General features: G+C 70.0%; 23 protein-coding genes. 9 read left to right on the top strand and 14 right to left on the bottom strand.

The genetic code is table 11. From position 1 onward, the window contains the following. Positions 1-26: 26 nt before the first annotated feature. From ABD691_RS11320 to ABD691_RS11280, 9 genes are all read right to left on the bottom strand, one after another. Positions 27-677 (bottom strand): MBL fold metallo-hydrolase, encoded by a 651-nt coding sequence (locus tag ABD691_RS11320; protein ID WP_344679532.1) that lies wholly within the window; start codon positions 675-677, stop codon positions 27-29. Positions 678-832: 155 nt separating this feature from the next. Beyond that, positions 833-1888 carry a WD40 repeat domain-containing protein gene (locus ABD691_RS11315; RefSeq protein ID WP_344679531.1) on the bottom strand — a complete coding sequence of 352 codons (1056 nt, stop codon included), beginning with the start codon at positions 1886-1888 and terminating at the stop codon, positions 833-835. Continuing rightward, positions 1885-2895 carry a CobW family GTP-binding protein gene (locus ABD691_RS11310; RefSeq protein WP_344679530.1) on the bottom strand — a complete coding sequence of 337 codons (1011 nt, stop codon included), beginning with the start codon at positions 2893-2895 and terminating at the stop codon, positions 1885-1887. Before ABD691_RS11310 ends, ABD691_RS11315 begins: the two co-directional genes overlap by 4 nt. Next, entirely contained in the window at positions 2892-3191 is a 300-nt protein-coding gene (locus ABD691_RS11305; protein ID WP_344679529.1) for a hypothetical protein, read from the bottom strand. The genes ABD691_RS11310 and ABD691_RS11305 overlap by 4 nt, the downstream gene beginning before the upstream one ends. Before the next feature lie 128 nt (positions 3192-3319). Beyond that, complete coding sequence (locus tag ABD691_RS11300) at positions 3320-3808, bottom strand: Fur family transcriptional regulator (protein WP_344679528.1); 489 nt, start codon at positions 3806-3808, stop codon at positions 3320-3322. A 105-nt stretch (positions 3809-3913) separates the two neighbouring features. After that, positions 3914-5995: a heavy metal translocating P-type ATPase gene (locus ABD691_RS11295; RefSeq protein ID WP_344679527.1), complete on the bottom strand. Its 2082-nt coding sequence runs from the start codon at positions 5993-5995 to the stop codon at positions 3914-3916. Positions 5996-6064: 69 nt separating this feature from the next. Then, the gene (locus tag ABD691_RS11290) at positions 6065-6358 is read right to left on the bottom strand and encodes a DUF1490 family protein (protein ID WP_344679526.1); all 294 of its coding nucleotides are present in this window, start codon (positions 6356-6358) and stop codon (positions 6065-6067) included. A gap of 92 nt (positions 6359-6450) precedes the next feature. After that, complete coding sequence (locus ABD691_RS11285) at positions 6451-6888, bottom strand: hypothetical protein (protein WP_344679525.1); 438 nt, start codon at positions 6886-6888, stop codon at positions 6451-6453. Next, a complete protein-coding gene (locus tag ABD691_RS11280) occupies positions 6881-7684 on the bottom strand; it encodes a class I SAM-dependent methyltransferase (RefSeq protein WP_344679524.1) in 804 nt (267 codons plus the stop codon). Before ABD691_RS11280 ends, ABD691_RS11285 begins: the two co-directional genes overlap by 8 nt. Before the next feature lie 204 nt (positions 7685-7888). Between ABD691_RS11280 and ABD691_RS11275 the strand changes: the two genes are divergently transcribed. Then, positions 7889-10027, top strand: a complete 2139-nt coding sequence (locus ABD691_RS11275; protein WP_344679522.1) for an NB-ARC domain-containing protein — start codon at positions 7889-7891, stop codon at positions 10025-10027. 12 nt (positions 10028-10039) lie between these two features. Here the strand turns inward: ABD691_RS11275 and ABD691_RS11270 are convergent, their stop codons facing one another. Next, complete coding sequence (locus tag ABD691_RS11270; protein WP_344679521.1) at positions 10040-11692, bottom strand: hypothetical protein; 1653 nt, start codon at positions 11690-11692, stop codon at positions 10040-10042. A gap of 494 nt (positions 11693-12186) precedes the next feature. On the opposite strand from ABD691_RS11270, the gene ABD691_RS11265 reads away from it, so the two are divergent. The 4 genes from ABD691_RS11265 (at position 12187) to ABD691_RS11250 (ending at position 18156) form a co-directional block, all read left to right on the top strand. Then, a complete protein-coding gene (locus ABD691_RS11265; protein WP_344679520.1) occupies positions 12187-14031 on the top strand; it encodes a glycoside hydrolase family 35 protein in 1845 nt (614 codons plus the stop codon). Positions 14032-14092: 61 nt separating this feature from the next. Next, positions 14093-15235 (top strand): galactokinase, encoded by a 1143-nt coding sequence (gene galK / locus ABD691_RS11260; RefSeq protein ID WP_344679519.1) that lies wholly within the window; start codon positions 14093-14095, stop codon positions 15233-15235. A gap of 251 nt (positions 15236-15486) precedes the next feature. Next, on the top strand, positions 15487-16647 hold the full coding sequence (locus tag ABD691_RS11255; RefSeq protein WP_344679518.1) for a VanZ family protein: 1161 nt from the start codon (positions 15487-15489) through the stop codon (positions 16645-16647). A 213-nt stretch (positions 16648-16860) separates the two neighbouring features. Continuing rightward, the gene (locus tag ABD691_RS11250; RefSeq protein ID WP_344679517.1) at positions 16861-18156 is read left to right on the top strand and encodes a hypothetical protein; all 1296 of its coding nucleotides are present in this window, start codon (positions 16861-16863) and stop codon (positions 18154-18156) included. Here ABD691_RS11250 and ABD691_RS11245 read toward each other — a convergent pair. Further along, positions 18153-18740, bottom strand: a complete 588-nt coding sequence (locus ABD691_RS11245; RefSeq protein ID WP_344679516.1) for a helix-turn-helix domain-containing protein — start codon at positions 18738-18740, stop codon at positions 18153-18155. The two genes, ABD691_RS11250 and ABD691_RS11245, sit on opposite strands and share 4 nt — an antisense overlap. A gap of 101 nt (positions 18741-18841) precedes the next feature. Between ABD691_RS11245 and ABD691_RS11240 the strand changes: the two genes are divergently transcribed. From ABD691_RS11240 to ABD691_RS11230, 3 genes are read left to right on the top strand one after another with little or no spacing between them, the layout of a single operon-like run. Then, positions 18842-19465 (top strand): class I SAM-dependent methyltransferase, encoded by a 624-nt coding sequence (locus ABD691_RS11240; RefSeq protein WP_344679515.1) that lies wholly within the window; start codon positions 18842-18844, stop codon positions 19463-19465. Positions 19466-19475: 10 nt separating this feature from the next. After that, entirely contained in the window at positions 19476-20228 is a 753-nt protein-coding gene (locus ABD691_RS33710) for a mycothiol transferase (RefSeq protein WP_425565039.1), read from the top strand. Continuing rightward, positions 20206-21303 carry an NAD(P)/FAD-dependent oxidoreductase gene (locus ABD691_RS11230; protein WP_344679514.1) on the top strand — a complete coding sequence of 366 codons (1098 nt, stop codon included), beginning with the start codon at positions 20206-20208 and terminating at the stop codon, positions 21301-21303. Before ABD691_RS33710 ends, ABD691_RS11230 begins: the two co-directional genes overlap by 23 nt. Positions 21304-21442: 139 nt before the next feature. Here ABD691_RS11230 and ABD691_RS11225 read toward each other — a convergent pair whose 3' ends face one another. After that, entirely contained in the window at positions 21443-22645 is a 1203-nt protein-coding gene (locus ABD691_RS11225; RefSeq protein ID WP_344679513.1) for an MFS transporter, read from the bottom strand. A 170-nt stretch (positions 22646-22815) separates the two neighbouring features. Between ABD691_RS11225 and ABD691_RS11220 the strand changes: the two genes are divergently transcribed. Next, positions 22816-23277, top strand: coding sequence for a MarR family winged helix-turn-helix transcriptional regulator (locus ABD691_RS11220; protein WP_344679512.1), 462 nt, complete (start codon positions 22816-22818; stop codon positions 23275-23277). On the opposite strand, the gene ABD691_RS11215 is transcribed toward ABD691_RS11220, so the two are convergent. Together ABD691_RS11215 and ABD691_RS11210 are read right to left on the bottom strand one after the other, a co-directional pair. Beyond that, complete coding sequence (locus ABD691_RS11215; RefSeq protein WP_344679511.1) at positions 23262-23411, bottom strand: hypothetical protein; 150 nt, start codon at positions 23409-23411, stop codon at positions 23262-23264. The two genes, ABD691_RS11220 and ABD691_RS11215, sit on opposite strands and share 16 nt — an antisense overlap. Positions 23412-23498: 87 nt before the next feature. Continuing rightward, positions 23499-25406 carry a YhgE/Pip family protein gene (locus ABD691_RS11210; RefSeq protein WP_344679510.1) on the bottom strand — a complete coding sequence of 636 codons (1908 nt, stop codon included), beginning with the start codon at positions 25404-25406 and terminating at the stop codon, positions 23499-23501. Between the last annotated feature and the right edge of the window lie 15 nt (positions 25407-25421).

The raw sequence follows: 25421 nt of genomic DNA, 5'->3' as shown, positions 1-25421 counted from the left end.
CCGGCGGCACCGCGGCAGTGTGCGGGTCAGCCGGCGTTGGTTTCGGGTGATAGGGAACGCAACGCCTCCTGGACGCAGTCGGCCCACAGTCGGTCGCCGAGCTCGGTGACACCGGAGTCTCCGGCGAACGCGCTGGAAACCACGACATCAGGCGTGAGGGACGCGAGTCCGGCGAGGCTCGTGGCCAGTGCATCGCGGTCGCTCATGCCCTCGATGTACCCGGCCGTCCACCGCCCGTCCGCGCCGAGGAAGATCGAGTCGCCGGTGAACAGGTACCGCTGCCCGGTGGGCGAAGGAACCAGGAAGCACGTACTGCCCGGTGTGTGACCCGGCGTAGGAATGACTTCGATGTCGTCGACGGCTACGTGCCGCCGGTCGAACGCGTTGTCGACGGGGGCGGTTTCGCTCACCACGTCAGCTTCGGCGGCGGCGCTGTGCAACGTGGAGTTGAACCGCTTCTTGATCGCAAGCAGGGATGGTGCGATCTCGTCCTGGTGGCTGAGGTAGTGGTGTGCCACCCCGCCCAGTTCGGCCATCCGATCGAGTTCGTGCTCGTGGGTCGTGTTGTAGAACAGGACGTTCCCGCTGGGTGCCTGCCACAGGTACGCGTGCGTGCTCAGGCCAGGCATCGGGTACTCGGGCTCGGTCTCCCACAAGTCCTCTTTGATCTTCCGCATGGTGGTTTCCTCCTGGCACTCGCCCTCCGATGGGGACACCGGCAACGGTAAGAGTTCAAGTGCGCTCGAGGTCAAGCACGCGGGGAGGCCGGGGAGGGCGCAGGGGTGAGGCGCCCTCCCCGGCCGTCTCGCGAACCCCGGGGTGGGTTCGCGGGTCAGGTGACCGACAGCGCGTCGACCCGCCCGGATCGCCGTCCGATGTAGATGGCGGCGGACGTCCCAGAGCCTGTTCGGCCGGTGGTAATCGCGGTGACCGGGTCGTCGTCGCGGAGCCCGCCCGCGGGCCGGAGCTCGTCTCCCGGCTTGGTGGTCGGGGCGATCCGCCACACCAGCACGTTGCCGTCCTGGTCACCGCTGATGAGCGTCTGCCGTTGCCCGGGAGCCCAGGCGAACGCGGTCACCGCGGTCTGGTGGCCGGTCAGCACGACTCCGGCGCGGCCGGTGGGGCCGGGGCCGGAGAAGTCCCAGCAGGTGAGGACCTCGGCGGACTCGCAGGCCATCCAGCGGCCGCTGTCCTCGAAGGCGAGGTGGGACACGGTGGCGGGGAAGCCCGACATCCGGAAGTCCGCGCCGTCAGCGACCTTCCATCCGTGCAGGGTGGCGTCCTGGCTGCCGCCGACGACCCACCGGCCGTTCGGCGCGGCGGTCAGCCCGGAGATCGCCCCCGGCGCTTCCAGGGTGTTGGTGATCCGGTCGGTTTCCGGCTCGAAGATCGTCACGCCCTGGTAGGCCGAGGCCGCCACGCGGCGGTGGCCGCGCGGCCACAGGACGTTGGTGACCGTGCTGGTCATCGGCTCGGAGCTCCATCGCGTCGCGCCGGAGCGGTCCAGCACCCGAACCCGCCGGCCGTCGGCGACCGCCAGGGACTGCGAACTCCGGTCCCACGCCGCCGAAGCCGACCACCCCGCGCCCTCGGCGCGCAGCTCGTTTCCGTCGGTAGCCGTCCACAGCCGCCGGCTGCCCATGCCCAGGGCGGCGATGCGGGTTCCGTCCGGGCTGGGCGCGATGGCCAGCAACGCGTCGTCGAGATCCCGCCCGTGGCGCAGCGCGCCGTCGGGCTCGAAGACCCGCACCGCGCCTTCGGAACCGCCGGCCACCAAGGAATCCGGTGCGCTGGGCCCGCCTCGGAGCACGTCGAGAGCGACCACGGGCTCGCCCACGTCGAACTTCCAGCGGGGCCGCAGCGACGAGTCGTTCGCGAGCGCGGTCACGCGGGTGCCTCCGCGGTTTCCGGTTCCAGGCAGGCGCGGAACTCGTTCTCCAACTGCTCGCGGTCGAGGTTGCGCCCGATGAACACCATGCGGTTGCGCCGGGGCTCGTCCTCGCGCCAGGGTGTGCCGAGTTCGCCGTCGTGGAGCATGTGCACGCCTTGGAAGACGTAGCGCTGGTCGGTTCCGGCCAGGTTGAGGATTCCCTTGCTGCGGAACAGGTCGGTTCCGCGTTCGCCGAGCAGCGTGCCGAGCCATTCGTTGAGGCGTTCGACGTTGACCGCGCCGCTGGTCTCGATGCCGACGCTGGTGACGGTGGGATCGTGCTGGTGGTCGGTGTCGTCGAGGAATTCCGGTTCTTCGGCGAGGATCTTGTCCAGGTCGAACGCGCGCACGCCGAGGATCTCGTCGAGGTCGGCATTGCCGTGCTGCGCGGGCAGGATTCGCACTCCGGCATTGATGGCGTGGATGCGGCGCTGGACCTCCGCGATCTCGGCGGTGTCGACGAGGTCGGTCTTGTTCAGCACCACGCGGTCGGCGAAGGCGAGTTGTTCGACGGCTTCGTTCTCGGTGCCTTCGGGTTTGTCGTCGTCGAGGTGCTGGATGATGTGCTTGGCGTCGACGACCGTGACGATGGCGTCGAGACGCAGCTGCGAGCGCAGGGTGTCGTCGACGAAGAAGGTCTGTGCGACCGGGGCGGGATCGGCCAGGCCGGTGGTCTCGATGAGGATGGCGTCGAAGCGGTCCTTGCGCTTGAGCAGCGCGCCGAGGATGCGGATGAGGTCGCCTCGCACGGTGCAGCAGATGCAGCCGTTGTTCATCTCGAAGACTTCTTCTTCGGCGTCGAGCACGAGGCCGTCGTCGATGCCGACTTCGCCGAACTCGTTCTCGATCACGGCGATGCGCATGCCGTGGTTCTCGGTGAGGATCCGGTTGAGCAGGGTGGTCTTGCCGGAACCCAGGAAACCGGTGAGCACCGTGACCGGTACTCGGGAATCCGCGTCGCTCATGTGTTCTCGCCTTCGGGTCGGGTGGTCAGGGTCTCGCGGACGGTCTGCTCGTCCACTTCGGACATCGGGGCGTGGATCGTCCAGCGGCGCCCCGAGCCGTCGCCCAGGACGGCGATCTTGGTCTCGATCGGCGGGCACCCGGGCTCGGCGCAGGCCAGCTGCTGGACGGTCACCGCGGCCTGCGGGGAGAGGCTGAGGGCGGCGCGCACCAGGTCCGCGATTTCCGCGGCTCGGTCCGCGCGCGCCGGGTCGGGGCGGCTGGAACGCCCCAGGAGTCGGTTCAACGCTTCGCTCATCGCACCTCGCAGCCGTCGCCGTTCAGGTCTCTAATGATAACGACAACCATTTTCATATAGTTCCCCGGGGTGCGATTGCGCTACCGGCCGCTCGGCGCGCCGAGGCCGTATGACCCGCTCTCGGGGGCCTACCCGTCGCCTGACGCCGCGGCCTCTGGCTGCGGAGAAGAGCACGCACTGCACAGCCCGGTGAGTTCGAAAACGAGGTGCACGTCGGTGAATTCGTGGTCGGCGGCCAGATCCGCCGCCCATGATTCGACCGGCGCCACCTCGATCGGGACGCGCCGATGGCAGACGCGGCACGCCAGGCGGTAACCCCGCCCGGCAGGCGCGAGCACGCAGAACAGCTGAACTCCCGTGTCATCGTGGAAGGTCTCGGCGTGCCCGGAGGCGACGAGTGCGTGCAAGGACCGGTACACAGTGGCCAGTCCGATGTGATCACCCGCCGACCGCATCGCGTCGTACAGGTCGTGAGCGCTGACGAATCCACGACGGCCGGACAGCGCGCGGAAGACGGCCCGCCGCTGGCGGGTCCGGTGGGCCAACGGGTCCACTGACCCGCGGTCCCTGGCTCCCGCGCCGGCCGAGGTCGGATCTTCTCCGGTTCTGGCCCGCATTGCACTAATGATAACCATTTTCGTTTTCATGTGCAGCCGGTGCCCGCCGCGGAACCTCAGCCGTGCTCGGTGGCTCCGGTCAGGCGGTCGTGGCCGCGAAGCAAGTCAGCGGTCCTTCGGTCTTCCGGGTTGCTGGGAAGGGGAGTGCCGGACCAGGCGGGCGGAATTGGCGACGACGGCGATGCTGCTGGCGTTGTGCAACAGCGCCGCCAGGACCGGGCTGATCGAACCACCCGCGCCCGCGAGGAGCCCGAGGATGTTGACACCGAGCGCGAGCGCGTAGTTCTGGCGCACGACCCGCAGGGTGTGCCTGCTGAGTTCGACGACGGCGGCGACCTGCTGGAGGTCGTTGCCCGCCAGGGCGATGTCGGCCGTTTCGAGGGCGACGTGCGAGGAGTGGGTGCCCATGGCGATGCCGATGTCGGCCAGTGCCAGCGCGGGAGCGTCGTTCGTGCCGTCGCCGACCATCGCCAGCGTGTGCCCTTCGGCCTGGAGATCGCGGACGAGCTGCAACTTGGCTTCGGGCAGGGCTCCCGCGTGGACCTCGGCGATGCCCAGGTCGTCGGCCACGGCCTGCGCCGCCTCGGGGGTGTCGCCGGTGAGCAGGACGATCCGGCGGACGCCGAGGACGTGGAGCTGGTCGATGAGCGACCGGCTGCCTTCCCGGATCGCGTCGGACACCCCGACCAGGCCGATCGGTTCCTCGTCGCGGGCCAGGCAGATGACGCTCTCCCGCCGGTCGCGCAGGTGCTCGGTCCAGGCCCGGCCGTCGCCGGTCAGCTCCACCCCGTGGTGGCGCAGCAGGGCCGGGCTGCCGACGAGCAACCGGGTGCCGTCGAGTTCGGCGCGCATCCCCATGCCCAGGACGACCTCGCACGCCTGGTGCACGGGGATCTCGATGTGGCGTTCGTGGGTGTGGCGCAGGATCGCCTGCGCGAGCGGGTGCCGGGCGTGGATCTCGCCGGAGGCCGCCAGCGCGAGGACCTGTTCCGCGGAGACGTCGTCGCTGAGCGTGACCACGCTGGTGACCAGCGGTCGGCCCGCGGTCAGCGTCCCGGTCTTGTCGAACACCACGGCGGTCGCGGCACCGGCGCGCTCCAGGTGCGTACCGCCCTTGATCAGGGTTCCGCGGCGGGCGCCGTTGCCGATCGCCGCGCTGATCGCGGTCGGCGTGGCCAGGCCCGCGGCGCAGGGGCAGGCGATGAGCAGCATGGTCATCGCGCGTCGGGCGTCGCGGGTGAGCAGGTAGGTCAGGCCCGCCAGTGCGAACGACACCGGGACGAAGCGCCTGCTGAACCGGGTGGCCACGGTCTGCACCGGTGCCTGGTCGGCCTGGGCCTCCTCGACCCGCTTGATGATCCGGCCGACCGTGGTGTCCGGGCCGACCGAGGTGGCGCGCACCTGCAGCGAACCCGAGGTGATCACGGTTCCCGCGTAGACCTCGGAGCCGGGGCGGATGTAGGCGGGCAGCGCCTCGCCGGTGACCGCTGCCTGGTCGACCAGCGCGTGACCGGAGACGACCACACCGTCCACCGGGATCTTGTGGTGTTCGTGGACGACGACCACGTCCTGCTCCCGGACCTCCTCCAGCGGGACCTCCACCTCCACGCCCTCGCACAGCAACCACACGCGCTCCTCGCCGACCGTGAGCAGTTCCTCGATCGCGCGGCGGGTGCGGCGCAGCGTGAGCGCCTGGAGGAACTCGCCGATGTTGAGCAGCCACAACACGGTGATGGCGACGACGTTCTCCCGGAGCAGCAGGGCGACGGCGGTCGCCGTCGTCACCAGCGCGTCGGTCCCCGTGTGGCCACGTCCGGTCACGCCGCGGAAGAACCCGCGGAAGAACGGCAGGCCGGTGACGATCGTCGCGAGCCCGAAAACGCCGGACGAACCGGTCGCCCACTTCGGCCTGCGCAGCAACCGCCGCAGGGCGACCACGGCGAGCACCGCGCCGCCGAGCAGCAGCCGGGTGATCTCACCGGTGGAGGACTGCGGCACCCGGCGCGCGGGACGGCCTGGCGTGGCGGCGGGCGGAGCCTCCTCGACGGCCCGCACCAGCTGATCGAGGTCGAGGCGGTCGGGAGCGCACCACACGATCACGTTGCCGGTGCGGGGGAAGACCCGGACAGCCCGCACCTTCGCGACCGAGGTGATCCGGGCGGCCAGCCCCTGCGCATCCGGGGTCACCGCCAGCCACGGTACGAACAACCGCACGCGACCGCCGGCGGCTGAGCGCACGACGACGCCGGACATGGTTCAGTGTTCGTGGGCGGAGGTGTCGGTCGATGACGGGGCCGGGGCCTGCTCGCCCAGCGACTCGTGCGCTTCGGCGATCAGGTCGCCCGCTTTCAGCCGTGCCTCCTCGGCGAGGCCGTTGAGCGTGCGCCCCACGACGATGCCCCGGGCCGCGGCTGCCACGGCCCACTCGCGGGCGACCGGCCCCAGCGTGGGCGCTACCCGCTGAGCTGCTTTGACGACAGCGACTCCGATGGTGCCCGAGATCGCGTAGTGGACGAGCTTGGACGCGACAGGACCGGCGAGCACGTGCATGCTTCCCCCCTTCGCGGCGCGGAGCTGCCCGCGTCGCCGACTGCGAGGTCACCCGGGTGCACGGCCCAGTCTGTGCCCGTGCGGACGGGACCTCAAGTGCTCGGCCGGACCGGCTCCGGCGCAACAGGGGAGACAGCCGTGACAGCGCGTGACGTGTGCACCAGCTCGCCGAGGTGCAGCAGGAGCATCACCGCTCGGCCGGCGGGTGTGCTGTGCAAGAGGATCTTGGCCAGGGCAGCGGCGCCGAACGCGGCGACCCCGAGTAGCACCCGCTCGTTCGTCGCGCGCCGCACCGGCTTCGCGGAGTGCGGGGCTTCCCGCAGAGCGTCCGCGAGCTGGTCGGCGCGGCACGGGGACTCGATCCATGCCACCACGTGGCCGGTGCGGGGGAAGACCCGAACCGCGCGGATTCCCGCGAGATCGGCGACCCGTGCGTGCACGACGGCCTCGCAGCCGTCGACGAGCCACGGCACCGACAGCCGGACCCGTCCACCGGCCGCGGCGCGAACCCGGACTTCCACCTCAGCCACGGGATTTCCTCGTGATCACGTACGCGCCGAACTCGGCCGGGGGCAGGGTGCGCAGTTCCAAGCCTGCGTCGGCGAGTTCGTCGCGCATCCGGGACTCGGTCACCAGGTTCCAGTGGAAGGCCACCGTGCGTTCGTCCACCAGGTCGTCGTCGTGATGGGTCCGGTAGGTCATGTGCCACGTGAGCGCGTCGTGGCCGGCGGGCTCGGCTCGCGCCCAGCCTTCGTAACGACGGCGGCCGAGATGCGCGGTGGCGGCCAGGGATTCGGGCACCGCGACCGGCTCCGCGGGTGGTTGCAGGTTGAGCACCGCGCGTCCCTGCGGTGCGAGCCGCTGGGAGAGAAGCCGCCAGACCTCCTTGCGCTCGGCCGCGCTGAAGTGCCCGATCACGTTCATGGCGACCACGAGGTCCCACCGGTCGGGCAGCCGGGCCCGCAGGAAGTCCTCCGGCAGCACCGTCACCCGGCCGCGCAACGACTCGTCGGAGTTGATCCGCGCAAGCAGGACCGAGCGGAGCCCGGCGGAAGGTTCGACCGCGTGGATTTCCGCGCCGGGCAACGCGTTTCCGATCACGACCGTCCCGCAGCCGCTGCCCGCCCCGATGTCGACGACCACGCCGCTGCCGGGCCCCGTCGTCTCGACCGCGCCGGCCAGGACAGGGCCGAACTCCTTCCAGAACGGACTGATCAGGAGATCGATGAACTCCGCGGACTCGGCGTAGTGGTCGATCACGGTTCCCTCGCTTGCGGTGCTGGTGACCGTCCCACTCTCCCCGAAGGCGACGGGAATGACAACCATTGTCGTTAATCTGTGAGCGACCGGACAGTGGTCCGAGGTGGGTGGCGACAGGTCGAACTGCCCTCGCCGCAACCTGCTGGTTTGCTCCTCAGAGCGATGTGGGGGTCGCGTACTGTTGGGGTTTGATCACGGTGTGAGGCGAGCGCATCGGGGGCGAGGATGAGCGGTCTGGGACGTGGGAACGGTGAGAACGAGTCACCGGGGGTGCACAACGACCTGTCGGGGACAGTGAGCGGTGCCGCGTTCCAGATCGGCCGGTTTGATGGCCAGGTCTACCTCGGGGAGCAGCCGCACCGGCCTGCTTCGGAGGCGGATCCGGTGCCGCACGAGGTACCCGTGCCGTTGGGTGAGTTCGTCAACCGGGCGCGCGAGTTGTCCCAGACCAGAACGCTGCTCGACCCGGAGTCAGGTCGGGTGCGGGTGGCGGTGTTCACCGGCCTTCCGGGAGTGGGCAAGACGGCGGTGGTGCAGCGGGCTGTCGCCTTGGCCGACGGCGCTTACCCGGGTGGGGAGCTCTACGTCGACTTCGCGAGGTTGCGGGAGGGCGGTGGCGCCGCGGTCAACGACGGACTGGCGGACTGCCTGCGTGCGCTCGGTGTCGAGGAGAAGGTCATCCCGCCGACGCTGGCGGCCCGGTCGAACCTGTACCGCACGCGGACGAGAACTCGTCCGATGGTGGTCGTGCTCGACGACGTGGCCGAGCCGGCGGAGGTAGCGCCGTTCGTGCCCTCGTCAGCAGGGAGCACCGTGCTGGTCACCAGCAACCGGCAGCTGAGCGAACTTCTGCTCGACGAGGCGGCGGTGGTGTCGGTGGAGCCGCTGTCCGACGAGTCCGGCGTCGAGCTGCTGGGAGCGCTGTGCGGTCCGCACCGGGGCGCGGACGAGCCGGAAGCCATGCGCGAGCTGGCGGGGTTGTGCGGAGGTTTGCCGGTTGCGTTGCGCGTCGCTGCCGCGCGTTTGCGCAGCCACCCGAGCTTGGCCGTCGCGGATCTGGTGGCCGAGGTGGTTGCCGAGGACAGCGGACTGGCTCCCTTCGAATTCCCCGGTGCCGCACAGGTGTCTTCGGTGCTTTCGGCGTGTTACCGGGATCTTCCGTCGCGGGCTGCGCGGCTTTACCGGACGCTCGGCTGCTTTCCGGGCACCGACTTCGACTCGGATCTGGTCATCGCCCTCGGCGATGGTTCGCCGGCCGAGGAACGCAGAGCGCTTGCCGTGCTCGTGGAGGCCAACCTCGTCATCGACAAAGGCACCGGGCGCTACCGAATGCACAGCCTGGTCCGCCGTCACGCGCGAGGATGCGCCGACAACGAAGGCGACCCGCGCCGCCGCGACGTGCTCGGGCGAACGGCCGAGCACTTCCTGCGTCGAGCGGCGTTCGCCGACCTCGCGGTGATGGGACCTGGTCGGCTCCGGATCACCGAACATCCGGAAGTGCTTGGCGACGAGCCCAGCCCGTTCTCGGGGGACGCTGCCAAGCAGGATGCGCTGGAATGGCTGGACGAGGAACGTCCGAATCTGATGGCGGTGCTGCGAAGCGCACTCGACGAGAACGAGTACCGCACGTCATGGCAGCTTGCCGAAGCGATGACCGCGCTGTTTGTCAACCTCCGGTATCTGGAGGACTGGGTCGAGTCGAGCAGGCTCGGCGTCTGGGCGGCTCGGTTGGACGAGGCGCCCCAGGCAGCGGTTCGGCTGGGCAGTTTCGTCTCACGTGCCTACACCGATCTCGGGCGCTTGGGCGATGCCAGGGCCGCGTTGGACGAGGCTCTTCCGAGGGCTGAAGCATCAGGGAACCCGCGTTTGCTGGCCTCGGTATGGGAACTGGTCGGCCGCCTTCACGACGAGTACGCCCGAACCAGCGACGCCGAGGCGCATCGTGAGAAAGCGGTGTCGGCCTACCAGCGCGCGCTGGAGTTGTTCGCGGCCTCGGCCGATGACCGCGGGACGGCGTTCGTGATGTACTTCCTCGGCCGCAGCCAACTCGCTCGGGGAAACCAGCGGGAAGCTCTGGCGACGTTGGAAAACGCGCTGGAACGCATCCGCGCCGTGCCGGACGATCGCATGGCGGGACGGGCCCTGGCCGCGATCGGTCTGACCCACCACGCACTGGGCGATGGGGAAAAGGCCGTCGCTTTCCTGCAGCGGGCCATCGACCAGCTGGTCGAAGGAAAGGACGACTACTACGAGGCGCAGGCGCGTGAGGATCTGGCCGCGGTCGCCGGACAACGTGGTGAGCGGGAACTGCAGCGGGAGCAGCTGCGCCGTGCGTTGGAGATCCATGTCAGGTTCGGCAGCCCCCGGGTCGACAAGCTGCGCGAGGCCCTTGACGATCTCAGTCGGTGAACGAGGCCCCGCCTAGGGCTGGGAGACAACTGCCAGCCGGACTGCTGCGGACGTGTCACCACAGCGCACGGTGAGGCGCCGGTTTCCGGCCCCGCGTTCGAGTACGCACGCGTAGACGGCGGAAGCCAGCAGCATCGGGTCCACCGCTCTGTCGGCCGTCACCTCCAGGCATGGACCGTTCCTGACCCGCACGATGCACCCGGACCGGGTGGCCGCACCCGCTACGCGAGCCCCTGGCAGCAGCTGCAAAGCCTCATCCGTCCACCGCTGTGCTTCGGTGTGAGAACTGGGCTTGCGGCAGGTGAACACCGCGGCCTGGTGGGGCCGGTGCAACGTCGACTCGTCCTCGTCCACAGCAAGGTGCCGCACCGCGTTCGGATGTCCGGGAGTCGGCTGGACAGCGCCATCGTCGTACGGGCGCGCCGCGGCCGGGTACCTCCAGATGGTCAGCTCGCCAGGGCCGGTGAATTCGGTGAAGGCGTCGAACGCGGTCACCTGCCGCGGCAGCTCCTCGATGTCCGGCGGTCGCATCATCGGTATCGGCCCGGCCGGTGGTGCGAGCCTCAGCTCCCGGTAGAGCAGGTCTCGCAGCAGCGTCTCCGCTTCACCGGGATGCGCGAACACCTGCCGGGTCAGCTCTGTGAACCGTTCCGGGTCGTGGCGGTCGAGGCTCGCCTCCACCTGTTCGCGGAGGCCCGCCTCCGGGTCGAGATGATCAGCCGAGCGGCCCAGCTGCTCGATCGGGGTACCGGGAACGTGTTCTTCACCGAAGGCCGCCAGGAGCAAGGGCTTGCCCAACGCCGCCGCGTACAGGCTGACCGATCCGTGATCGCCCACGACCGCGTGCGCGGCGACGAGCGCGGCATGCCATCCGCGATCCGGCGGAACGAGCAGCAACCCCGCGTCCAGCGCGTCGCTGAACCAGTTCCGGACGACTCTGGACCCGTACCACGACCACACGTTGGGATGGATCGCCAACGCGACGCCGTACTCGTCGGCAGGCAGGCTCGCCAGCATCTCCAGCGGAAGCGTCCGCCAGCGCCCCAGCTCGGATTCGCCCCGCCAGGTCGAGCTCAGCAGCACGAGCTTCCGCCGGTCGAGACCGAGCCTGCGCCGGTACCGCTCGCGAAACGGCAGGCTTGCCCGCAACTGGTCGAAGGTCGGATCGCCAGTCACCGCGGTACGCCCGACGACCTCGGGAGACGCCGCTTCCAGCTGTCGCGCTTGCGCCGGGTGGCTCAGGACCAGGAGTACGCGGCCGCTGCGCAGCGCGTCGGCGCGGGGGAGGCCGGCCAGGCGCGTCCCGCCCGTTGAGGGGTCAGGTACCCATTTGTTGAAGCCGATGCCGTGCGGGAGGACCACCGTGGTTCCGCGCAGCTGTCCGAAGTCGACGTTCTCGCTCGCCGACAGCGCCAAGGCGTAGTCGAGGTTGCCCACCTGGTTCCACGGGACGATCTCCTCGACACCGGCCTTCTCCAGGAGAGCACGCGCACCCGAGCTGTACGGGGAGGTTTCGTTGACCGTGAACACGGGCTTGACCCGGAAGTCGTTGCGGAACAGCCGCAGTGCTTCAAGCAACCGACCCGTCGCGGTCACCGTGCGCGCGACGACCAGGACCGTTCGCTCGCAGTCGAAGGTCCCCTGAACCCGCTCCTCGGGCGACACGGGCCGCAGTGGCCCTCGACGATCACGGCCCATGCCGACCGCGGATGGTCTCCGCCGCACGACGCCATGGTGCACGACCACCACGAGCCTCGCCTACCGAGAACGATCTCCGGGCTTCCGGGCTTCCGGGCTTCCGGGCTTCCGGGCTTCCGGGCTTCCGGGCTTCCGGGCTTCCGGGCTTCCGGGCTTCCGGGCTTCCGGGCTTCCGGGGTGCAAGATCATATCACTGGGGAAGAGGTCGCTGTCCTGGACGAGCTGATCTTACCTCGCGCCTGAATCCACACAGAAGTACACAGGATCAAACGCAATCAATCTTGACCATGTGACGTAGATCGCTGTAACGTCTGCGCACAGACCTGAACAGAACCACACAAGAATCAACGAATCGGACCTGGCCTCGTGAACCTGGGTCCGCGACACCGCGCTGCGGCAGCGCCCCTGCGGCCGCGGCGGGGGTTCCACAGTGGACTTCCTCGGGAGGAACAATGGAAGGGATGAGCAGGCGCCGGTTCCTCGGTGCGGCCGGCTCGGTGACGGTGTCCGCCGCGATGCTGGGCGGGCCGGGACGCATGGTGGTCGCCGAGGCCGCCGCACCCGGTGGACTGACCGTGGACGGCGACCGATTCCTGTTGGACGGCAAGCCTTTCCAGATCATCTCTGGTGGTATCCACTACTTCCGCATTCATCCCGATCTGTGGCGGGACCGGCTGAACCGGATGCGCATGCTCGGCCTGAACACGGTCGAGACCTACGTGGCCTGGAACTTCCACGAGCAGGAGCGCGGCGAGGTCGACTTCTCGGGCTGGCGGGACTTCGTCCGGTTCATCGAGATCGCGGGCGAACTGGGCCTGAAGGTGGTCTTCCGCCCCGGCCCGTACGTCTGCGCGGAGTGGGAGTTCGGCGGTTTCCCCGCCTGGCTGCTGGAAAATCCGGACCAAGCACTGCGGTCGAGCGATCCGACCTACCTGGAGGCCGTCGACACGTGGTTCGCTCAGCTGCTGCCGCGCGTCGCGCCGCTGCAGGCGACCCGCGGTGGGCCGGTGATCGCGGTCCAGGTGGAAAACGAGTACGGCAGCTACGGCAACGACACCGCGTACCTGCAACACCTGGCCGACCAGCTGCGCGCGAACGACATCGACAGCCTGCTGTTCTGCTGCAACGGCGCTTCCGAAGCCGCGCTGCGTGACGGGAACCTGCCGGGCACGCTGGCAACCGTCAACTTCGCCGGGGACCCGACAGGACCATTCGAGACACTGCGCAAGTACCAGCCCGAGGGCCCGTTGTGGTGCACCGAGTACTGGGATGGCTGGTTCGACCACTGGGGCGAGCAGCACCACACCACGGATCCGGCGCAGGACGCGGCGAACGTGGACAAGATGCTCGCGGCCGGGGCCTCGATCAACCTCTACATGGCCGCGGGAAGCACGAACTTCGAGTGGTGGAGCGGCGCCAACTACGACGAAGCGACCAAGCAGTACCAGCCCACGATCACCAGCTACGACTACGACGCACCGGTCAGCGAGGCCGGAGACCTGACCGAGAAGTTCCACAAGATCCGCGAAGTCATCGGCCGCTACACCACGCTCCCGGACGAACCCCTTCCCGAGCCGCCCGCGCGGCTGGCTCCGCAGTCGGCACGGCCGACGGCCAGCGTGGGGTTGCTCGACTCGCTCGACCGGCTCACCAAGCCGGTCACCAGGGACACCCCGGTGCCGATGGAGCAGGTCGGCCAGGCACAGGGTCTGATCCACTACCGCACCTCGGTCCAGGGACCGCTGGGGAAGAACACGCTCACCATCTCCCAACTCGGCGATCGCGCCTGGGTGTTCCTCGACGGCGAGCGGAAGGGAGAGCTCGATCGCAACCAGCCGGACCAGGGCGTGGAAATCGAGGTGACCGGAGAATCGGCACGCCTGGACATCCTCGTGGGCACGGGCGGGCGGATCAACTTCGGCCATTTCATCAACGACACCAAGGGAATCCGGGGCGATGTCCGGCTCGGAGGGCAGCTGTTGTCCGGTTGGGAGATCCGACCGCTGCCCATGAACGATCTGAGCGGGCTGCGGTTCTCGGAACCCGGCGCGAGCGGTCCGGCGTTCCACCGCGCCACCCTGCGGATCGATGCGCCCGCCGACGGCTTCCTCGAGCTGCCGGGCTGGAACAAGGGAGCGCTGTGGCTCAACGGTTTCCTGCTCGGGAGGTACTGGCACATCGGGCCGCAGCGCACCTTGTACGCGCCCGCGCCGCTGTGGCGCGAAGGCGACAACGAGCTGATCGCGCTCGAACTGAACCAACCCGGTGAATCGATCGAACTCCGCGCCGAACCCGACCTCGGCTAGTTCCGGACGTCCCGGAGCTGGAGGCCGGAGCATGAGTCCCGACCGACCTGAGGAGCAGCGAATGAGCCCCGTCGACGCGGCTTTCCGGCGCGCCTTCGACCGCCACGCCGACACCGTCTGGGCCGCGCCCGGACGCATCAACCTCATCGGCGAGCACACCGACTACAACGACGGTTTCGTGCTTCCCGTCGCGCTGCCCCACACGATCTCCGCCGCGGCCGCGCCCAGGGACGACGGCGTGCTCAGGTTCGTGTCCCTTCAGGCGCACGACCGGGTCGAAACCCACGTCGAGAAGCTCGAGCCGGGGATGCTGGCGGGCTGGGCCGCGCATCCCGCCGGGGTCGTCTGGGCGCTGCGGGAAGCCGGCTACGAGGTCGGCGGGCTCGACCTGCTCGTCGACGGCACCGTTCCCGTCGGCGCCGGGCTGTCCTCCTCGGCCGCTCTCTCCTGCGCGACCGCGCTCGCCGTGACGCACCTGCACGGCATCCTCCTCGCCAGGCCGGACGTCGCGCGGCTGGCGCAGCGCGCGGAGAACGACTTCGTCGGAATGCCCTGCGGAATCCTCGACCAGTCGGCATCCCTGCTCACCAAAGCCGATCACGCGCTGTTCCTCGACACCCGAACCCTGCACGTCGAGCACGTCCCACTCGACCTCGCCGCGCAGGGCCTCGTACTGCTCCTGATCAACACGCGCACGCAGCACCAGCTCGTCGACGGAGAATATGCCCGGAGACGGCGGACCTGCGAGCAGGCCGCACGCCGGCTCGGCGTGCGAGCCCTGCGCGACATCAGCCCCGGCCAGCTCGGCGACGCGCTCGACCAGCTGCCCCACGAGGTGATGCGCCGACGTGTCCGCCACGTCGTCACCGAGAACAACCGCGTCCTCGACACCGTGCGGCTGCTCCGGGGGGACGCGGTCAACTACATCGGGCGGCTGCTCACCGCTTCGCACGTCTCCCTACGAGACGATTACGAGGTCACCACTCCGGAGCTTGACGTCGCCGTTGACACCGCACTCGAAGCCGGTGCGCTCGGCGCGCGCATGACCGGTGGCGGATTCGGCGGCTGCGTCATCGCCCTGACCACGTCGGAATCGGCCCAGGCATGCGCAACCGCCGTGCGGCAAGCCTTCCACCGCCGAGGTTTCGCCGCCCCCGAGCACTACATCACCACACCATCGACCGGGGCTTGGCAACTCCGGTAAAGGTGCGGGCCAAGATCGCAGCGTCGGTGGGCTCGGCGGCGTGGACGGTTGGCGGACTTCTACGCTGAGGGCTCGGTGATCACAGAAGCACGGCAGGGAGGAAGCTCGCACTGACGATCCCGCCCGCGCGCACCGCGCGGACCGGCAAGCACCGCCGATCGTTCTTCGGCGGATAACGATGAACCCCGACGGAGTACCCGGCCCTCTATCCAGAGGACATCCGTCACCTCGACCACCACCTGGAGGATCAGGTGAGCAGCCGGGTACTGCCTGCTCTCTTCGCGATGCTCTACGCGGCCATTCTCGCCGTGCTGTTGTTCGTTCCGTTCGTCGCGCGGGAATACCGCAAGCGCGGTGAACTCGGCGCCTGGACCGCTGTGCTGCGGTTCTCGGCGCTGCTCTACCTGTGCGCGCTGGTCGCCTACGTGCTGACCCCGCTGCCAGCGGTCACCCCGGGGTTCTGCCGGATCTACGGGGGCCTGCGACCGCAGTGGGTGCCGTTCGCCGGCCTGGACGGGTTCCAGATGCCCCGCACCTGGCCGGAGCTCTCCGCGCTGCTGGCCCAGGACCCGATCCTGCAGTTCGGGCTGAACATCGTGCTGTTCGTCCCGCTGGGCGTGCTGCTCCGGCGGATGTTCGGGCTGCGCATGCGCGGCGTGCTGCTGTGCGGGTTCGGCACCTCGCTGGTGATCGAGCTGACCCAGCTCACCGGCGTGTGGTTCTACTACCCGTGCCCGTACCGGCTGTTCGACGTCGACGACCTGATCGCGAACACCGCGGGAGCGGCGATCGGCCGGCTGGTCAACCCGGCGCTGCGGTTGCTGCCGGTCCGTCGCGGTGGGACGCGGCCCACGGTGCCGCGGCCGGTCACGCGGTTCCGCCGGTTGACCGGGATGTGCTGCGATCTCCTGCTGTTGTGGTGGCTCGGCACCATCGCGCTGCGGGTCGCCGACGTGGTGCTGCGGGCCGCGGGGGTCGGCTTCGTGTGGTGGCTGGAGCCCTTCACGGAGTGGTTCGCGCCGGCCGTGCTGCTGCTGGTCGTGATGCTGATCGCCGGCAGCAGCCCGGGCCAGCACGCGGTGCAGCTGCGGTCGATCGCCCCGGCCTCGCGGCGGCCGGGACCGCTGCGGGTGCTGCGCCGGTGGCTGGCAGGCGTCGGTGGTCTGGGACTCGCGCAGGCCCTGCTCAGCCTGGTGGGACTGGCCACGCTGTGGCTGCCGGTCACCTTGGTCTGGTGCACCGCGCACGTGTGGGGCGTGATCAGCACCCGAGATCACCGCGGCATCACGGGCCGGTTCGCGGGGTTGAAACTGATCGACGCCCGGCGACTGCCGGACACGCCGACGCGACGGATCCGGCGCCCCGAGGGGCACGCCCCACCCACGAGACGCATTCGACGTGAGGCGGGATGAACCTGGTCTCCAATCACCGGCGGCAGACCGACGTGGTGATTTCCTGCTCGGCCTCGGACGCGATCACCATCACGGCGGAGGCGCCGAACCGGGAGACCTCGGAACCGCTCCACGGCCGCGCCGCGCGACCGTGCGTGAGGCAGGTTTTGTGTTGCGGCGGCCGGTCGCGGGTTGACGATGGAGGCAGGTTCGCACGAGTGCCGAGGGGGCGTGATGAGTTTCGAGCAGACGACTGCCGCTGGGGTGTTCGAGGAACTCGCGGCGTTCCCGCTGGTGGAGGCGCTGTTCGGGCGTCGTTCGCGGCGCTTCGCCTTGGGGGACGAGATCCCTGATGGGCCGCTGGCTTACCGGTCCAGGCATGAGCCGCTGTCGTTGACGGAGTTGGAGCGGATGCTTGTGCTGAGTGCGATGGGTGGGACGACGGGTTGGCATTACTCGATCATCCGGCACGCTCGGTACGCACCGCATGTGTCGAACTACGCGGGCGGGGCGGCGGGGCGTACTTTCCCTTCCGCGGCTGGGTTTCACACCGCTGAGCTGTTCTTCACCGACGACTCGGGTCTGTACTTCTTCCCGACCCGTGACGCTGGTGCGCTAGTCGATCCGGCGGCCGAGGAGGTCACGCCGGAGCTGATGGTTGAGCGTCACCGTGATCAGGTGCGTCGGCTCTCGGCCGGAAGGCTCTATTTGCCTGCGGAGGAGCCTTATCTCGAGGGACACAACACGTGGTGCGTCAACGTTCCTGGCTCGTTGCTGGTCATTCCGGTGGCGGATCTGGCCCAGCACCTGCTTGCCGTCCTGTGTTTCCTCGCGCAGAACGGTTATGCGATCTACGACGACGTCAACCACCGGAAGCTGCCTGGGCTGGACGAGTTCAGCGGGCTGGTCGATGTCGAGGAGCCGTATCCGCTGACCTTCGCCGAGCAGTACGCGTTGACCGAGGCCACTGCGGAGCTTGCTACCGCCTGTTACGCGGGTGTGCTGATGTTGCAGGCGATGGGGCTCGGCGGTTGGATGTTCGACGGGATCGATCGTTTTTCGATGCTCGGCGCTTCGGGCAATCCTGATGTGCCTGGCCTCGGGTTCCGCTACGACGAGGACGAGCGTTGGTCTACTCCCAACCCCACTGGCCGGGAAGGGGTTTTCGAGGCGTACTGTCCGCCGCACTATTCCGATATGCGAGCTGCGGTCGAGGCGTTCGCGGAACGGAAGTTCGGTCCTGGCGGGCCGTTTCACCGCGACACGCCGGGCGCGTGGAGCGACAGCCCGGGATTCCGGGGGAGCGCCCAGGTTCATGACGAGGCGTTCAAAGCGTGCGTGGGTCTTCAGGCTCAGTACGTGCTGGATACGTTCGGCAAGTTCCCCGGGACGGTGCCGACGGTGTTCATCCTGAACTACGTCCAGGCGCACCATCTCGATCTCGATTTCTACGACCACTTCTTCAAGCCCGGCGCCTATCTGCACACGCACGCCACGCACATGGAGAAGTGGCACGGCCAAAAGACCTAGGCGCGCCCTGGCGTCCGGGGCTGGACGTGGACGCGTTCGCCCTGCACGCCGAACAGAATGAGCAGCTCCACCGCGTGTCCGTCAGCCGAACCCAGCCAGTGCGGCTGCGTGGTGTCGAACTCGGCGGCCTCGCCCGGCGGCAGAGTCAGGTCGCGCTCGCCCAGGACCAGCCGTAGCCGCCCGTTGAGGACGTAGAGCCACTCGTAGCCGCTGTGGGTCTGCGGCGTCGGTTCGGTCGGCTGGTTGTGGCTGGGGATGAGCATCTTGTACGCGTGCACACCGCCGGGTCTGCGGGTGAGCGGGATGAAGGTCATGCCGTGGCGGTGGATCGGATGCAGGTGGATTCGCGGGTCGCCGGTGCGAGGGGCGCCGACGAGGTCGTCGAGCGGGACGTCGTGGGCGCGGGCCAGCGGCAGGAGCAGTTCGAGGTTCGCCCGCCGCTGGCCGCTTTCCAGGCGGGACAGGGTGCTCTCCGAGATCCCCGTCCTCGCTGCCAGTTCGGCCAGGGTGAGGCCACGTTGCCTGCGCAGTGCACGCAGTCGCGGGCCGACCGCGTCCAGCACATCCTCGATGTTCTCGCTCATGCCTTCAGTCTTGCCGGTTCGGCAAGTTTTCGTGCAATCGGTGGCGGTTGCGGGTGAGTGTGGTTGCCGCACCAACGACCGGCACGAGGGAGAAATCGACAATGGAATCCACCCGCGACGCCGCCAGCTTCTGGGACGAGCAGTACCGCGTGCCCCGGCCCGCCCAGACCAGCCGGGCGAACCCCGTGCTGGCCGAGATCGCCGGGAAGCTCACCCCGGGCACCGCCCTGGACCTGGGCTGCGGAGCCGGCGGTGACGCGCTCTGGCTGGCCGGGCGCGGGTGGCGGGTGACGGCGGTCGACATTTCCGCCAACGCAGTGCGCCGTCTCGCCGAGAACGCCCAGGAACGTGGTCTGCACACTGCGATGTCGGTGGTATGTGTTGATTTGGCCGAGGATTTTCCGGAGGGCAGCTTCGACCTGGTGTCCGCCCAGTACTTCCACACGCCGTTCGCGTTGCCCCGGGCCAGGGTTCTGCGCACCGCCGCGCACGCGCTGCGTCCCGGCGGGCGGCTCGTGATCGTCGACCACGGTTCCGCGGCGCCCTGGTCCTGGAGCGCCCAGAGCCACTACCCGACGCCGGACGAGGTGTTCGCCGAACTGGCCCTGGACGCCCGGTGGCGGGTCGAGCGCGCGGACATGCCCAGGCGGGAGGCGACGGGTCCGGGTGGGCAGACCGCGACGGTCATCGACAACGTGCTCGTCATCCGCCGCACGACAGCCTGAGAGGACGACCATGCCCCAGACACATCGGCGCGACCCCGGTCCGCCCAAGACCGGCCCGGGAGAGAAGCAAGTGCTTCTGGGCTTCCTCGACTACTTGCGGGACTCGGTGATCGCCAAGACGCACGGCGTCCCCGAACCGCAGGTCCGCACGCCCGGCGTGGCGTCGGGGACGAACCTGCTCGGACTCGTCAAGCACCTCACCCACGTCGAGCGCTACTGGTTGCTCGGCCATCCGATCGCCGACTGGGACGCCACTTTCCGCCCGGCACCGGAGGGGGTACGCGGGCGGCGTTGCCGATCCCGTCCGGGACTTCGACGCCGTGGGGTTCCGCGACGAGGTCACCGGAACCGAACACGTCGCGCTGCTGCCCCGTCGTCGTCCGGGCTGCCGTTCGTGGCGATGCACGTCGAATGCGTCGCCGGTGACGTTTCGGCAGCCAGCCGTGCGACTGCCGCCGTGAGCTGGAGGCGTCGCTGGCCGCAGTCGCGAGAAACGACGGGGGTGTCCACCCACGGATGCGACCGGTATCCCGCTCCTGTCCGGATACCGCGAAGCCACCCGTTCCGGCCTGCACGCCGACACCCACCGAATCCGACCATGCATCGGCACCTGGCCAACGCCGGAGAGCCGATGACCCACCTGTCGATCACCACCTGCGGGGACCACCACATCTGCTCGGGGGAGACTCCGACGCGTATTGGTGGTGTGGAGGAGTCGGTCGAACCAGGAGGAGCGGAAGATGCGGGTGGTGGTCGTCGGTAGCGGCATCGCCGGTGCGGCAGCCGGTTACGAGCTGGCCCGGGCCGGGGCCGAAGTGGTCCTGGTGGACTCGCCGATCCCGGGCCGGGCGACGTCGGCCGGGGCGGGCATCATCTGCCCGTGGTCGTCCAGAACGGACGATCCGGACTGGTACCGGATCGCCGTCGCCGGGACGGAGCACTACCGGGGCCTGCTGGCGGCGTTGGCCGCCGATGGGGAGACCGGGTTCGGCTATCGGAAGGTCGGCGCGCTGCGGCTGGTCTCCGAAGCCGAGGCGGAGGACGAGCTGCGGCGCGTGGCCGAGCGCGCCGCGGAGTCTCCGATGGCGGGCGAGGTGGAGTTGATCAGCGCTCGCCGTGCCCGCGAGGTCTTCCCGCCGCTCGGGCATGACGGCCCGGCGATCCACATTCCGGGAGCCGCACGCCTGGACGGCCGCGCGGTCCGTGACGCGATGCGGCGCGCCGCGGTCCGGCGCGGTGCTCGGATCGTCAACGGCGCGGCCGAGATCGTCGCCGACAGCGCGGTTCGCGGAGTGCGGGTCGACGACGTTTTCATCGGGGCGGACGCCGTGGTCGCGGCGGCCGGTGCCTGGTCGCCGCAGCTGCTCGAACCGATCGACGTCCAGGTGCGGGTCGTGCCGCAGCGCGGCCAGATCGTGCATCTGCGGCTGCCGGGCGTGGAAACCGCGGGCTGGCCGGTCGTTCTGCCGCGGTCGCGGCACTACCTCCTGGCCTTCGACGACTCGCGGGTCGTGGTCGGCGCGACCCGCGAGGACGGCGCCGGTTTCGACCACCGGGTGACCGCGGCCGGGATGGCGGAGGTGCTCGGCGAAGCTCTGTCGGTGGCACCCGGGCTGGCGGGCGCCACGCACGTGGAGACCCGCATCGGGTTCCGCCCGATGGGGCCTGACGTCCGGCCGCTGCTCGGCCCGGTTCCGCAGGTCGCCGGGATGGTGGTGGTCAACGGCCTGGGGGCGTCCGGTCTGACGATCGGCCCGTACGCGGGTTCGGTCGCCGCTCGGTTGGCCCGCCAGGCCGACCCGGGGATCGACCTGGCGGCCTACGACCCGCTGCGCTGAGGGCTGCCCACCCGCTGACGCAGCCCTGGGCGAGATCCGTCCCGGGGGAGATTAGCGCGTCCTCGCGCAGCCCCGTCCAGAACTCCGCCGGGACGGTCTCGCCGAGTGCTGCGACGTCCTCGGCGATGGCGCACCCGGCTCAGTGCTGCGCCGCGACCGGCTCGGCGGGGACGGGTGCCGCGCCGGGCTCGGCCGCGCGGGTGCGGCGGTCGAGGAAGGCGGCGAGGAACGACAGCAGCAGCGCGGTGCCCGCGAGCAGGGCGCCGACCCAGTTGGGCGAGGTGTAGCCGAACCCGGCGGCGATCACGACGCCGCCGAGCCACGCCGAGAGGGCGTTGCCGAGGTTGAAGGCGCCGATGTTGGCGGCCGAGGCGAGGGTCGGGGCGGTGGGCGCCTGGTCCATGATCCACTTCTGCAGCGGGGGCACGGTGGCGAAGCCCAGGGCACCGATGGCCGGCAGGGTGATCGCGGCGAGCAGCTGGCTGTGCGCCGTCACCGTGAACAGCAGCAGGACGCCCGCGAGCGCGGCGAGCGCGACGAACAGCATGGGCATCAGAGCCCGGTCGGCGAACCTGCCGCCGAGCAGGTTGCCCAGGAACATGCCGATGCCGAACAGCACGAGCAGCCAGGTCACGCCGCCCTCGGTGTAGCCGGCGACGTCGGTCATCATCGGCGCGATGTAGGTGATCGCGGCGAACACGCCGCCGAAGCCCAGGACCGTCATCGCCATCGCGAGCCAGACCTGCACGTTGCGGAACGCGGCGAACTCGGTGCGGATCCTCGCGGCCTCGGGCCTGCCCTGCTCGGGGACGAGCGCGGCGACGCCGAGGAACCCGATCAGGCCGAGCACGGCGACGATGCCGAAGGTGACCCGCCAGCCCGCGGCCTGCCCGACGTAGGTGCCTCCGGGGACACCGATGATGTTGGCGACGGTCAGCCCCGTGAACATCAGCGAGATGGCCGAAGCCTTCTTCGCGGGCGCGACCAGGCTGGCGGCGACCACGGACCCGATGCCGAAGAACGCGCCGTGCGCGAACGAGGCGACGATCCGGCCGACGAGCATGACGGCGAAGGTGGGAGCGGCGGCGGAGAGCAGGTTGCCGACGATGAAGACGCCCATCAGGAACAGCAGCATCTTCTTGCGGGACACCTTGGTGCCCAGGACCGTGAGGATCGGTGCGCCGACGACGACGCCGAGCGCGTAGCCCGACACCAGCCAGCCCGCGGCCGGGATGCTGACGTCGAACTCACCTGCGACCTGCGGGAGCACCCCCATGATCACGAACTCGGTGGTGCCGATACCGAAGGCGCCGATGGCGAGGGCCAGGAGCGCGAGAGGCATGTGCGGGCCTTCCTGTCTGACTGCGTCTGAGTTCTACAGGCGTCGACAATAGTTGCACACGCGGTCTAACTCAATTGGCAGGTATTGTGATCTGCGAGATAGTTGCACGCGCGTCATATGCGTGCAAGCTGGTAACGTCGGTGTGGTAGGTCAACTGGCAGGAGGTGCTCGTGGGAATCGCCGACGATGCTGTCGAAGTGCGCGCCCACGGCTGGCGCACGCTCGCCGCGCTGCACGGGGTGCTCGAAGCCGCGCTGGAGAAGGCGCTCCAGGCCGAGCACGGCCTGTCGGTCGTCGAGTACACGGTTCTCGACGCGCTCGGCCGCCAGGACGGCTGGCACATGCGCATGCAGCAGCTCGCCCGCGCCACGGCGCTCAGCGGCAGCGCGACGACCCGGCTGGTCAGCAGGCTGGAGGACCGCGATCTGCTGACCCGCGTCCTGTGCAAGGACGACCGACGGGGGATCTACACCGAGCTCACCGCTGCGGGCCGGGCCCTGCTGGAGCGGGCGCGTCCGACTCACGACGCGGCGTTGGAAACCGCGCTCGCCGCGGCGGAGCAGACCCCGGAGCTGGCTCCGCTGGTCGAGGCGCTGCACGGGCTGACCCGGAGTCCTCAGCTGTCACGCTGACCGGGCTCGGCATCGCCGACGCGGCCGTCCGAAGCGTTCGGCGACAGCGGGGTGGAGTCCGGTCCGGCGATGAAGGCCGCGGAACCGCTGCCGGGGTCGACCCCGCCCACGGCTCCCGGCAGCTCAAGCCGCACCGGCCCTGCTTGCCCTCGATCGCCCAGATGCTGCCCGGGCCGGTCACCGACGCCTGAGCGGCCCGATCTGTCCGAAGTGGACGCCGATCACACCGGCACCCGCCGCGCGCCAAGCACCGGCCGGAAGCGGGACGCCCGCACGGTGCGGCGGCGTTCGATCGCCAGGTGGGTGACCAGCAGCCCGCTCAGCGCCCACACGACCAGCAGCGCGAGCGCCCAGCCGCCGGGGTTGAGCCCGTTGATGACCGCCTGGAGCGCGTTCTGCGCCGGGCCGGTCGGCAGGGCCGCCGAGATCCGTCCCAGCGCCGCCGGTACCGCGGCGATGAACCCGTTGGCCAGCAGCACCACGCCCACCAGCATCGCCGCGAACCGGCCGATGCCGCCCAGCGCCGCCGCGAGCGCCTGGTTCACGGCGGTGAAGGCCACTGCGGTCAACGCCAGCAGCCCGGCGCAGGCGAGCCACTGGCCGGCCGAGAGGCCGCCGGAGACGCCGACGATCGCGCTCACCAGCACGCCCTGGGCGATGCCGAGCACCGCGGGCAGCCGGAACTGGCGCAGTGCCAGCCGGAACGACGAGCGGGTCGATTCGAGGACGTTGGCCGGCACCGGGCGCAGCACCAGGAACGTCACCAGCGCGCCGATCCACAGCGCGAGGACCGCGTACATCGAGGGGCCGGACGTTCCGAAGCCGAGCGCGCTGCCGTCGGCGGTCTCGACCGGGCTGGCCACCGCCTCCGCCAGCTTGTTCCGGTCGGCGTCCGGGTACTTGGGCAGCTGCTCGACCGCCTGGCCGAGGCCGTCGGCGAGCTGCCCGGAACCGTTGCCGAGCTCGCGGGCCCCGTCGGCCACCCCGCGCACGCCGCCCGCGAGCTGTTCGGCGCCGTCCGCCAGCTTGTCGGCACCACCGCGGGTCTGCGAGATCCCGCCCGCGAGCTGCTGGGCGCCGCCGTCGAGCTGGGTGGCCCCGCCGGCGAGCTGGTCGATCCCACCGCTGAGCGCGGGCATGCCGCCCGCGAGCTGCCCGAGGCCGCCGGAAACCCCCTGGCTGGCCTGCCGGACCTGCCCGGCGCCGTCGCTGAGCGCCTGCGCGGTGGCGGCCTGGATCGCGAGATCGTTGCACATCTTGATGACCCCGGGCGGGCACTGCTTGGACATCTCGGCGAGTTTCTGCGACATCCCCGCGAGGCCGTCGTCGAGCTGCTGCACGCCCTGCGCCTCCTGGGCCGAGACCTCGGCGAGCTTGCCGACCTGCTGCGGCAGCTGGCCGGTCTGCTGCCGGAGCTGCCCGAGCCCGTCCGAGAGTCCGCTCGTGCCCTGCGAAAGCTGCGCCGCGCCGTCGTCGAGCTTGCCCATCCCGTCGGCCAGCGAGCGTGAGCCCGCCGCCAGCTCGTTGGCCCCGTCGGCGAGCTTCCCGGTACCGCCCGCGAGCTGCTTGGCGCCGTCGGCCAGCGAGGTGGCGCCTTCGGAGGCGTCGCCGAGCTTGTCGCCGAGGGTGTTGAACCCGACGTAGACGTTGTCCAGGTAGGTCGTGGTCAGCTGCCGGCCGAGCAGGCTCGCCGCGGTGGAGGTCACCATCCGGCTGATCGCCTCGTCCGCCAGCCTGCCGCGGTCGCCGGTGCTGACGTCGATCGTCGCGCGCTGGGCCCGGGCCGGGTCGCCGGAGAAGGAGGTGGCCGCCGCCGAGAAGTTCTCCGGGATCGTCACCACCGCCGCGTACGTGCCGTCGCGCAGGCCCTCCTCGGCGGTCTGCCGGGTGGCGAACTCCCAGTGGTAGTTGCTCCTGATCTCGCCTCCCGCCAGCTTCGCGGACAGCTGCCGCCCCAGTGGGGTGAGCTGTCCGTTGATCTCCACGGGCTCGTCCTCGTTGACGATCGCGGCCTTGACGTCCTTCAACCGGTCGCCGGGATCGCCCAGCGACCAGGTGAGCAGTCCCGCGATGGCCAGCGGCACCAGCAGCAGGCCGAGCAGGGAGAGCCGCAGCCGGCCCTTCGACATCGGGCTCACAGTGAT

The organism is Saccharopolyspora taberi (genome assembly GCF_039534165.1).
Classification (GTDB): domain Bacteria; phylum Actinomycetota; class Actinomycetes; order Mycobacteriales; family Pseudonocardiaceae; genus Saccharopolyspora_D; species Saccharopolyspora_D taberi.
The sequence above is the reverse complement of the archived record's forward strand: the minus strand, read 5'-3'. Positions and strand labels throughout refer to the sequence as shown.